The sequence below is a fragment of the Roseovarius sp. genome, assembly GCF_018066915.1.
Taxonomy (GTDB): domain Bacteria; phylum Pseudomonadota; class Alphaproteobacteria; order Rhodobacterales; family Rhodobacteraceae; genus Roseovarius.
In genome coordinates this window covers 1-10,010 of the sequence record NZ_JAGPVV010000194.1, presented here as the reverse complement: position 1 = coordinate 10,010, position 10,010 = coordinate 1, and the positions used below count along the sequence as shown (strand labels likewise).

Here is a 10,010-nt window from a genome sequence, read left to right as displayed (position 1 = left end):
CGACTGGTAAGGTTTGTAAGGTCTTTGAGGGGATTTTGTAAGGTCGCGGGGGTGAGAGGTCCTCGGGTCAAGCCCGAGGATGGCGGTTGTGTCCGAGGTGAGAGGTCCTCGGGTCAGGCGCGAGGATGACGGGGGATCACGGGAGGCTCTGATGCCAGCGGCTTTCGAGTTTTTCGATGGCGGCGATCCGTTCGGCGGTCTTGGGGTGGCTGAGCAGCCATGCGGGCATGGTGCCGCCTGCGCTGTTGGTCAGTGCCTCGAGTTTTTCGAAGAGCGATTTCTGCGGCGCGGTGCCGATACCGGCCTTGGTCAGCAGGGCGGCGGCATAGGCGTCCGCCTCGTATTCGTCGCCGCGTGACAGGCGGGCGGCGAGGAGGGTGGTCAGACCGTTGGCAATCCAGACCCCGAGACCGGGCACGAAGCGGGACAGGATCATCGCGAGGGCCGTGCGCAGGGCGTTTTGACCGGAGAAGTCGATCATCCGGCGGCGGGAATGGCCCAAGGCGACATGGCCCAATTCATGCGCGATGACCGAGGCCATTTCTTCGGCGGAAACCTCGCCGGTCTGAAACTTGCGATAGAAGCCACGGGTGATGAAAATCCGCCCGTCAGGCGCAGCAAGGCCATTGACCGGGTCGATCTCGTAGATGTGAACGCGAACGCGCGGCAGGTCGAGCGCGCGCGCAAGGCGGTCGGTCATCGACTTGAGTTTTGGGTCAGCCAATTCGGTCGATTGCGCATCCAATTCGCGCGAGGTGCGCCAGACCGAGAAGCGGTACATGGCGAGCGCGTAGAGGATGGCAAGCAGGATCGGTGTGAATTTCAACATGAGGGGAATATGGGGCGGGTCAGGGGGGCTGGCAAGCGGGGTGTGTGAGGATTGGGGGGTCTCTGAGGTCTGCAGCAAGAGATGAGCCGCGCGGTGCCCGTCCGCCGGGTGGGCGCAGCGTCAGAAGTGATTGGCAATTTATCCCTGCCAAGTATTCCGCGTTCTAAATGAGATGATACGTTGCAAAAGCGCCCGCCCGAGGGGGCGGGTCATTCCGGAGGCATGCCTTTGGCATGACCGCTGCGCGGCGGCACCTGCGGTGCGTTGATTCCGCGCTTTGGTGACTGGTGATAACCCGCTCTAATGCCTTCTGGCACTTCCTTTCCCGGTGGACGCCGCTTGCCCCCTCGCATAAGTCTGGAGCCGATTGCCCAAGACCGGAGCGCGCGCCATGATCCCACAGGTCTATCTGATCCTCTTCCTTGCCATTATGGCCGAAACCGCTGGCACCACGGCGTTGCAGGCAAGCCAGCAATTCACCCGGTTCTGGCCTTCGGTTCTGGTGGTGATTGCCTATGCGATCAGTTTCTATCTGCTGGCGCAGACGCTCAAGGTGATGCCGGTGGGCGTGGTCTATGCGATCTGGTCGGGGCTGGGGATCGTGTTCATCGCCTGTATCGGCTATGTGATCTTCGGCCAGAAACTCGATCTGCCTGCCATCATCGGCACGGGCATGATCCTTGCGGGGATTGTTGTCATTCAGCTATTCTCGCGCACAGCACCGCATTGACCGCGCAGGCAGGGCGGCAAAGGGGCTGGTCAGCACCGCCCCTTGCCGTTATGGCACCGCCGCAAGACAAGACGAGGCCGCCCATGACTGAGACCATCACCGAGCGTTGCGAGGCCAAGGGGCTGCGCATGACCGATCAGCGCCGCACCATCGCGTCGGTGCTGGAAGGGTCGGATGATCATCCGGATGTCGAGGAACTCTATGCGCGCGCCTCGGGGCGTGATCCGCGGATTTCGATTGCCACGGTCTATCGCACCGTCAAGCTGTTCGAAGAGGCGGGCATTCTCGACAAGCTGGAATTTGGCGACGGGCGCGCGCGCTATGAAGATGCCGAGCGCGACCATCACGATCATCTGATCGACATGAATTCGGGCGAGGTGATCGAATTTGTCGATCCCGAGATCGAGGCGTTGCAGGACCGGATTGCGGAAAAGCTGGGGTATCGTCTGATCGGGCATCGGCTCGAACTCTATGGCGTGCCGATCAAATCCAGTGAGTGAGTCTGGGCGCGCCCATGCGCGGGTGATGCGTCTGGCGATTGGCAGCGTCGTTGTCGGCCTCTTGGTGATGGCGCTCAAGGCCTTGGCCTGGGCGCTGACCGGGTCGCTCGCGCTCATGTCGGATGCGCTGGAGAGTGTCGTCAACCTTGCCACGGCGCTGGCGGTGATTGTGGCGCTCAAGGTGGCGCGGCGGCCTGCGGATGACAATCACCCCTTTGGACATCACAAGGCGGAATTTTTCTCGGCGGTGCTCGAGGGGGTTTTGATCGTCATTGCGGCGCTCTTCATCCTGCGCGAGGCCTATGACGGGTTTCAGGCCCCGCGCGCGATGGAAGAACCGTTTCTGGGCATGGCGATCAACATGGCGGCGGGGGGGATCAATGCGCTCTGGGCGCTGATGCTCATGCGCAACGGGCGGCGCTATCGCTCGCCCGCGCTGGTGGCGGATGGCAAGCATCTGATGACTGATGTGGTGTCGTCGGTGGGCGTGCTGATCGGCGTGGGGCTGGCGCTGGCGACGGGCTGGCTCTGGCTTGATCCGGCGATGGCGGTGCTGGTGGCGTTCAATATCCTGTGGTCGGGCAGCATGGTGATCAAGGCGTCGCTGAGCGGGCTGATGGACGAGGCGGTATCCGACAAGGAACTGGCCAAGATCCGGCGGGTGATCGCGACCGCAGCGAGCGACGATGCCGCCCTCGAGGCGCATGATCTGCGCACGCGCCATGCCGGGCCTGTGACCTTCATCGAGTTTCATCTGGTGATGCCGGGGGAGACCACGGTCGAGGCGGCGCATGACCTCTGCGACCGGATCGAGGCGGCGCTGATGGCGGCGTTGCCCGGCGCGCGCGTGACGATCCATGTGGAGCCCGAGCACAAGGCCAAGCATAGCGGTCATGTCGTGCTGTCATAGCTCTGCCGCTTTTTTAGGCGGATGATCCGGGCTATCAGGGGCGTTCACGGTCAAGAAAGTCTGAGATGGAAAACCTGCGCGGCAGTATTCTGATGGTCCTCTCGATGGGCGGTTTCGCGCTGGAGGATATGTTCATCAAGCGGCTGGCCGATACCTTGCCGGTGGGGCAGATCATCCTGCTGATCGGGATCGGGGGCGCGGTGATTTTTGGCACGATCACGCGGGCGCAGGGCAGGCGGCTCTGGTCGCGGGATCTGGTGTCGCGGCCTGTGATCCTGCGCAATTTCGGGGAATTGCTGGGCACGCTCGGCTTTGTCATGGCGATTGCGCTGACGCCGCTCTCGTCGGCCTCGGCCATTTTGCAGGCGACACCGCTCGCGGTCACTTTGGGGGCCGCGCTCTTTCTGGGCGAGGCGGTGGGCTGGCGGCGGTGGGCGGCGATCCTTGTGGGGTTCTGCGGCGTGCTGATGGTGATCCGGCCGGGGATGGCGGGGTTTGAGCCGGCGTCGCTCTTCGCGGTCTTGGCGGTCTTTGGGCTGGCGGCGCGCGATCTGGCGACACGGCGGGTGCCGCGCACGATCTCGTCCATGCAGCTTTCGACTTACGCCTTTGCCACGCTGGTGCCGACGGGGGTGATCCTCTTGGCGTTTCATGGCACGCCCGCGTGGCCCACGGCGGTGAACTGGCGTGATCTGGCGCTGGCGCTTTTGTGCGGGGTGTCGGCCTATTATGCCATCGTGGCCGCGATGCGGCTCGGTGATGTGGCGGTGATCACGCCGTTTAGGTATTCGCGGCTGGTGTTCGCGCTGATCATAGGGGTCACGCTCTTTGACGAGCGGCCCGATGTCTGGACGCTGGCGGGGGCGGGGATCATCATCGCCTCGGGGATCTATACGTTCTGGCGCGAGCGTCGGTTGGCGCGGCGGATGGCCTTGGCGTGAGGTTCAGCTTGCGGCGGCGGTCAGGTCGTCGATCACCTTGACCCAGAGGTCGGCAGGCTGGCAGCCGGGCACCGCGTGCTGACCGCCGACGATGAAGGTCGGCACGCCGGAGATGCCCATCTGGCGGAATTGCGCATCGCGGGCGCGGATCGCTTCGCGGTCGGCTTCGGACGCCAAGAGGCGCTGGATCATCGCGCCATCAAGGCTGAGGCTGTCGGCGAGATCGGCCAGAACCTCGTGGTCGCCAATGTCGCGGCCTTCGGTGAAATAGGCCTGAAAGAGGGCCATCGCCATGCGGTCCTGACAGCCTTCGATGCCCGCCCAATGCAGGAGGCGATGCGCGTCGAGCGTGTTGGGCGTGCGTTTGATGGCGGCGAAATCAATGGCCAGACCTGCGGCCTCAGCGCGTTCCAGCACCGGGGCATAGGCGCGGATTGCCCCCTCTTTGCCGCCAAATTTTGTCTCCAGATAGTCGCGCCGGTCCATGCCTTCGGCGGGCATGTCGGGGTTGAGTTGGAACGGGTGCCATTCGATCTCGAACGGGTGATCGGGGCGCTGCGCCATGGCCTGATCGAGCAGCGTCTTGCCGATGTAGCACCACGGGCAGATCGGGTCGGAGATGATGTCAAGCTTGACCATGAAGGCCCTCGTAGATCGGCCGCAGGGCGCGGCGCAGGATTTTGCCATTGGCCCCGGTGGGAAGGGCCGCGATGTGGTGATAGGCGCGCGGGGCCTTGTAGCCCGCGAGCCGTGCCCGCGCAAAAGCATCAAGCGTGGCGGGATCGAGTGTCTCGGGGCCAGTATAGAAGGCCATGATGACGCGCGCATCCTCTTTCACCTCGATATCGGTGACGGCGACGGTTGTGATGCCGGGATGGGTGCTGAGCACGGCCTCGACCTCCATCGGGGAAACGCGGTAGCCGCCTGCGTTCATCATGTCGTCGGCGCGGCCCAGATAGGTGATGTGACCTGCGGCATCCATCATCCCTTGATCGCCGGTCAGGAACCAGTCGCCGGTGAATTTCTCTGCTGTGGCCTCGGGCGCGCCGAGATAACCCAGCATGAGACCGGGATCGGAGCGGTGCACGGCAATGGTGCCCTCGGTGCCATGGGGGGCGGGCGCGCCGTCGGCGAGGATGGCGACGCGGCGGCCGATCTGAGGACGGCCCAGCGTGCCGGGGACGGCGGGGTGATCGGGGCTGCCCGAGATGAAGGTCGAGCATTCGGACATGCCGTAAGCCTCGAAGATCGGCGTGCCGGTGGCGTCCTGCCAGTGCTGGCGGATGGTGTCCGAGAGTTTTTCGCCCGCGGCCAGCCCGTGCCGCAGATGCGGCAGATCAAGGCGCTGACCGGGGTGCACCAGCTTGCGATAAACGCCGGGGGCGGCGGCAAAGATGGTCGCGTCATGGCGTTTGAGCAGGAGCGGCAATTGCTCGGGCGCAATACCCGCTGCGGGGATGAGAGCGGTGGCGCCCATGGTCCAAGGGTCCATGAGGCCAGTGCCAAGAGTGAAGGTCCAGTTGAAGGCACCCGCGTGACAAAGCCGGTCGTCGGGACGCAGCCCATACCAGCCGTCAAACATCATCCGCCGCGCCCAGATGGCGCGGTGGGCATGGACCACGGCGCGCGGGATACCGGAGGTGCCGGAGGTATAGATGATATAGGCGGGGCGATCGGGATCGCCCATGTCCCAATCGGCGGGGGGCAGGGCGCGCATTGCCTCGAGGCTGGGTTCGTCCAAGGTCGGAATGGACGTCTCGGGGCAGGCCACGCCTGCGGCACGCAGGATCAGCGCGGGTTGGGTGGTTGTGATGATCCCGGCCACCTCTGGTTCTGTCAATTGGCTCGAGGTGGGAATGGGCACGAGGCCCACGGCAATGGCCCCGAGATAGGCAATCGGAAACTCGACCGTATTGCCCAGCCGCATCAGCACCCGGTCGCCGGGTTTCAATCCGGCGCGCAAGAGGCCGGTGCCGGTGCCGCGCACGGCGGCCAAGAGGCGGCCATAGCTCCAGCGGTCGGCCTTGGCGAGGCTGAGGACCGCGAGCGCGATCTTGTCGGGATGCGCATCGGCCCGGCCCAGGACATGGGCCGCGAGGTTGAAGGGGCGGGGGCAGGGGGCGCTTGGGCCCTGATCGAATATGGCGCTCATGGCGTTGGCTTAGGGGCCTCTGGCGGCGGTTGCAAGTGGCCTTGCGCTTGGCCTATAGCGTGGGCCTATGACGGATCAAGCCTTGTCCCCCCTGCTGCGCGTCACGCGCGAAACCGGCGCTGAAACGCCCCCGGAACCGCTCGATCTGGGCGTTCGGGTGCGGGAATTGCGCAAGGCGCGGGGCTGGACGCTGGAACAGGCTGCAAAACAGGCGGGGCTGGCGCGCTCGACCCTCTCGAAGATCGAGAATGGCCAGATGTCACCCACCTATGAGGCGCTCAAGAAGCTGGCGCAGGGGCTGGAAATCTCGGTGCCGCAGCTTTTTACCCCGCCGTCGCGCGACCGGATCAACGGGCGCATGGCGGTGACGCGGGTGGGCGAGGGCAAGCCTATGGCGACGGCGACCTATGAGCATGATCTGCTGGCCGATACGCTGAGCCAGAAACGCATGATGCCCTACCGCGCCCGTATCCGTGCGCGCGCGGTCGAGGACTTTGGCGGTTGGGTGCGCCATGATGGCGAGGAATTTCTCTATGTGCTGACCGGGGTGGTGCGGCTCTATACCGAGTTTTACGAGCCCATCGAGATGCGCAGGGGGGACAGCGCCTATTATGACGCCACCATGGGGCATAACGTGATTTCGATCAGTGCCGAGGATGCGACGGTTCTCTGGGTGACGTCGCTCGACTGAGGCCGCTGATGGCCAAGGGGCCCGGCCATGCTGGAGGCGATGGCCGGGCCGTCTGCGCCGTGAGTGTGGTCGTTATTCGACCGGGGCGGCAGGGGTTTGACCGGACGACGCGCCGTCGATCACGCTGGTCGGGGCCGGTGCAGGGGCGGTGCTGTCGCCAGTGGTGGACGGGCTGAGCATGCTGAAGGCGATCAGCCCGCCCATCAGGATCACGACAACGAGCAGACCCGTCAGCCCGCCGCGCGTGCCGGCACCCGGATCATGGCCGGGCGGGCCGTAGCGGTTGAGGTCACGGTTGGCTTGGCGGTGGATGTCGTCTTGGGGGGTATACATGGCAAGCTCCTCTCTGACTGTGTCCAGCATAGATCAAAGATGGGGCCGCCCCGAGCGTTTGCACGCACCCCCATGGTTTCCGGCGTCAAGTTGCCATTTTGGGGGGGCGCGCCGGGCAGGTTCTCGCCGTCGGCCGGTTCTGGCCGCCTGAGGGGCTGTGTTTGGGCGCGGTTTGGCCGATGTCAGCGCAGTTTCGGGATGCCACCGGCATGGGTGCTGCGATCCACGACGCCCGCGCGCAAAGACCGCCCGATGCGATGCGCCAGCGCCGACCAGGCGGCGGCCTGATCGGGGCTGAGTTCGCGCGCCAGCACTGCATCAAAGAGGGCGAGCCAGGTCGAGAACATGCCCGGTTGCACATTGCGGGCGTTGACATGGGCGGCCATCGGGCTGCCGTCATAGACGCGTTCATGCAGGATCGAATTGGCCCAGAAGTCCACGACCTTGGCCTCGTGCGCGGGCCAGTCGGTGACATGCACCGCGAAGATCGGCCCAAGGCCGGGATGCGTGCGCACGGCCGCGTAGAACGCGGTCACGACCCGCTCGATCTCGGGGCGGGTGATGGGGAACCGGGGGGGCAGGGTGCTGCTCATGGTCCTTATGTGGCGCGGGGCGGGGGGCGAGGCAATCCCCCTGATGGACGCTGTGGCGATGAAATCCTGAAAAGATTTCGGCGTGTTTTCTTTTCGGACAAGCGGGGGCCGCGCCCTCTGGACGCTTGGCCGGAGCGCGCCTATAAGGCGGGGCATGATGAGACGCAGCGCGATCATTATTCGAATTACATGCCCGGCGCTCTGAGACAATCGAGCTGCCGGGACAAGGCGTATGGGCACCCACGCCGCCTCTCACCCCCAAATTCCAGACCAGTGACAAGGACGCAAACCATGTGCGCCGACACGACACAGACGCCGGATTATAAAGATACGTTGAACCTGCCCGAGACCGATTTCCCGATGCGCGCGGGATTGCCTGCGCGCGAGCCTGAGTGGCTGGCCCGTTGGGCGCGGATCGGCGTGTATGAGAAGCTGCGGGAGAACGCGGCAGGGCGTGTTCCCTTTACGCTGCATGATGGCCCGCCCTATGCCAACGGGCATCTGCATATCGGTCACGCGCTCAACAAGATCCTCAAGGATATGGTGGTGCGGTCCCAACAGATGATGGGCCGCGATGCGCGCTATATCCCCGGCTGGGATTGCCACGGTCTGCCGATCGAGTGGAAGATCGAAGAGCAGTATCGCGCCAAGGGGCTGGATAAGGACAAGGTGGATGTGGTCGATTTCCGTCAGGAATGCCGCAAGTTCGCCGAAGGCTGGATTGATATTCAGCGCGAAGAATTCAAGCGGCTGGGGATCACCGGCTGTTGGGATCGCCCGTATCTGACGATGGATTTCCGCGCCGAGCGGATCATCGCGGAGGAATTCCAGAAGTTCCTGATGACCGGCGTGCTCTATCAAGGGTCAAAGCCGGTGATGTGGTCGCCGGTAGAGAAAACCGCGCTGGCCGAGGCGGAGGTGGAATATCACGACAAGGAAAGCTTTACGGTTTGGGTGAAGTTTCGGGTGCATCAGGGGGCGGGCGATCTGGCCGGTGCCTCGGTCGTCATCTGGACCACAACCCCTTGGACCATGCCATCAAACAAGGCGGTGGTTTACGGCGAGGGTATTTCCTATGGCCTCTATGAGGTGACCGCGACGCCGGGCGAGTGCTGGGCTTCTGTGGGGGAGAAATTCATCCTTGCCGATACCCGCGCCGAGGATGTGATGACCCGCGCGCGGTTGGAGCCGTCGATGTATACCCGCGTGCGTGATGTGCCGACGTCAGAGTTGGCAGGGATGCAGCTTGAGCATCCGCTGAAAGGCGCCGAAGGCTCCAACGGCGAATGGGACGATCTGCGCGATTTCCGGCCCGCTGATTTTGTCAGTGACGAAGAAGGCACCGGGTTTGTCCATTGCGCGCCGTCGCACGGGATGGAGGAGTTCGAGCTTTACCGTGATCTGGGGATGCTCGAGCAGGTGATCACCTATAACGTGCTGGAAGATGGCTCTTTCCGCCCCGATCTGCCGTTCTTTGGCGGCACGTTCATCCTTGATCGCAAGGGCAAGGAGGGCAATGCCAACAAGGCCGTCATTGATAAATTGGCCGAGGTGGGCGGGCTGCTCGCGCGGGGCAAGATCAAGCATTCCTATCCGCATAGCTGGCGCTCCAAGGCGCCGGTGATCTATCGCAACACGCCGCAATGGTTTGCCGCGATTGACCGCGCGGTGGGTGACGGACAGGACGACTATGGCACCACCATCCGCGAACGCGCGCTGCGCTCGATTGACGAGTTGGTGACATGGACGCCCAAGACCGGGCGCAACCGGCTCTATTCGATGATCGAAGCGCGGCCCGATTGGGTGCTGAGCCGTCAGCGTGCCTGGGGTGTGCCGCTGACGTGCTTTGTGAAGAACGGCGCGCAACCCACGGATTCGGATTATCTTTTGCGAAATGCCGAGGTCAACGCGCGTATCCTTGCGGCCTTTGAGGAAGAGGGCGCGGATGCGTGGTACAAGGAGGGCGCGAAAGAGCGGTTCCTGTCGGGCATCGTCAACCCGGACGAGTGGCGCAAGGTCGATGACATTCTCGATGTGTGGTTTGATAGCGGCTCGACCCATGCGTTTGTGCTGCGCGACCGTGCGGATGGGTCTGAAGATGGCTTGGCCGATCTCTATCTCGAGGGCACGGATCAGCATCGCGGCTGGTTCCATTCCTCGATGTTGCAGGCTTGCGGGACGCGCGGGCGCGCGCCTTATCGGGGGGTGCTGACGCATGGCTTTACCCTTGATGAGAAGGGCAACAAGATGTCCAAATCCGTGGGCAACACTGTGGCCCCCGAGGAAGGGGTCAAGCAATATGGCGCGGATATTCTGCGCCTCTGGGTGGCG

11 protein-coding genes are annotated in these 10,010 nt (G+C 64.0%); 6 read left to right on the top strand and 5 right to left on the bottom strand.

What is annotated here, in order from left to right:
* Nucleotides 1–136 precede the first annotated feature (136 nt).
* Nucleotides 137–829, bottom strand: coding sequence for a M48 family metallopeptidase (locus KBT70_RS10675; RefSeq protein WP_296632649.1), 693 nt, complete (start codon nt 827–829; stop codon nt 137–139).
* Between the two features lie 394 nt (nt 830–1,223).
* Here KBT70_RS10675 and KBT70_RS10670 point away from each other — a divergent pair, with 394 nt between their 5' ends.
* From KBT70_RS10670 to KBT70_RS10655, 4 genes are all read left to right on the top strand, one after another.
* The gene (locus KBT70_RS10670; RefSeq protein ID WP_296632652.1) at nt 1,224–1,559 is read left to right on the top strand and encodes an SMR family transporter; all 336 of its coding nucleotides are present in this window, start codon (nt 1,224–1,226) and stop codon (nt 1,557–1,559) included.
* A gap of 83 nt (nt 1,560–1,642) precedes the next feature.
* A complete protein-coding gene (locus KBT70_RS10665; protein WP_296632643.1) occupies nt 1,643–2,059 on the top strand; it encodes a Fur family transcriptional regulator in 417 nt (138 codons plus the stop codon).
* Nucleotides 2,052–2,969, top strand: coding sequence for a cation diffusion facilitator family transporter (locus tag KBT70_RS10660; RefSeq protein WP_296632638.1), 918 nt, complete (start codon nt 2,052–2,054; stop codon nt 2,967–2,969). Before KBT70_RS10665 ends, KBT70_RS10660 begins: the two co-directional genes overlap by 8 nt.
* Nucleotides 2,970–3,034: 65 nt before the next feature.
* On the top strand, nt 3,035–3,910 hold the full coding sequence (locus KBT70_RS10655; RefSeq protein ID WP_296632633.1) for a DMT family transporter: 876 nt from the start codon (nt 3,035–3,037) through the stop codon (nt 3,908–3,910).
* A 3-nt stretch (nt 3,911–3,913) separates the two neighbouring features.
* On the opposite strand, the gene KBT70_RS10650 is transcribed toward KBT70_RS10655, so the two are convergent.
* Together KBT70_RS10650 and KBT70_RS10645 are read right to left on the bottom strand one after the other, a co-directional pair.
* On the bottom strand, nt 3,914–4,549 hold the full coding sequence (locus tag KBT70_RS10650; protein WP_296632628.1) for a DsbA family oxidoreductase: 636 nt from the start codon (nt 4,547–4,549) through the stop codon (nt 3,914–3,916).
* On the bottom strand, nt 4,536–6,062 hold the full coding sequence (locus KBT70_RS10645; protein ID WP_296632625.1) for a class I adenylate-forming enzyme family protein: 1,527 nt from the start codon (nt 6,060–6,062) through the stop codon (nt 4,536–4,538). The genes KBT70_RS10650 and KBT70_RS10645 overlap by 14 nt, the downstream gene beginning before the upstream one ends.
* A gap of 67 nt (nt 6,063–6,129) precedes the next feature.
* On the opposite strand from KBT70_RS10645, the gene KBT70_RS10640 reads away from it, so the two are divergent.
* Nucleotides 6,130–6,753 carry an XRE family transcriptional regulator gene (locus KBT70_RS10640; protein ID WP_296632622.1) on the top strand — a complete coding sequence of 208 codons (624 nt, stop codon included), beginning with the start codon at nt 6,130–6,132 and terminating at the stop codon, nt 6,751–6,753.
* Nucleotides 6,754–6,825: 72 nt separating this feature from the next.
* Here the strand turns inward: KBT70_RS10640 and KBT70_RS10635 are convergent, their stop codons facing one another.
* Both KBT70_RS10635 and KBT70_RS10630 read right to left on the bottom strand, forming a co-directional pair.
* Entirely contained in the window at nt 6,826–7,086 is a 261-nt protein-coding gene (locus tag KBT70_RS10635) for a hypothetical protein (RefSeq protein ID WP_296632618.1), read from the bottom strand.
* Between the two features lie 182 nt (nt 7,087–7,268).
* Nucleotides 7,269–7,679, bottom strand: coding sequence for a group III truncated hemoglobin (locus KBT70_RS10630; protein WP_296632617.1), 411 nt, complete (start codon nt 7,677–7,679; stop codon nt 7,269–7,271).
* 291 nt (nt 7,680–7,970) lie between these two features.
* On the opposite strand from KBT70_RS10630, the gene ileS reads away from it, so the two are divergent.
* Nucleotides 7,971–10,010, top strand: a 2,040-nt coding sequence (gene ileS / locus KBT70_RS10625; protein WP_296632614.1) for an isoleucine--tRNA ligase, incomplete at its 3' end; no start/stop codon positions are given.

Excerpts from the sequence above, each read along its gene's own strand:
- KBT70_RS10675 (WP_296632649.1), bottom strand. The coding sequence starts at position 829 with ATGTTGAAATTCACACCGATCCTGCTTGCCATCCTCTACGCGCTCGCC.
- KBT70_RS10665 (WP_296632643.1), top strand. The coding sequence starts at position 1,643 with ATGACTGAGACCATCACCGAGCGTTGCGAGGCCAAGGGGCTGCGCATG.
- KBT70_RS10655 (WP_296632633.1), top strand. The coding sequence starts at position 3,035 with ATGGAAAACCTGCGCGGCAGTATTCTGATGGTCCTCTCGATGGGCGGT.
- KBT70_RS10650 (WP_296632628.1), bottom strand. The coding sequence starts at position 4,549 with ATGGTCAAGCTTGACATCATCTCCGACCCGATCTGCCCGTGGTGCTAC.
- KBT70_RS10645 (WP_296632625.1), bottom strand. The coding sequence starts at position 6,062 with ATGAGCGCCATATTCGATCAGGGCCCAAGCGCCCCCTGCCCCCGCCCC.
- KBT70_RS10640 (WP_296632622.1), top strand. The coding sequence starts at position 6,130 with ATGACGGATCAAGCCTTGTCCCCCCTGCTGCGCGTCACGCGCGAAACC.
- KBT70_RS10635 (WP_296632618.1), bottom strand. The coding sequence starts at position 7,086 with ATGTATACCCCCCAAGACGACATCCACCGCCAAGCCAACCGTGACCTC.
- KBT70_RS10630 (WP_296632617.1), bottom strand. The coding sequence starts at position 7,679 with ATGAGCAGCACCCTGCCCCCCCGGTTCCCCATCACCCGCCCCGAGATC.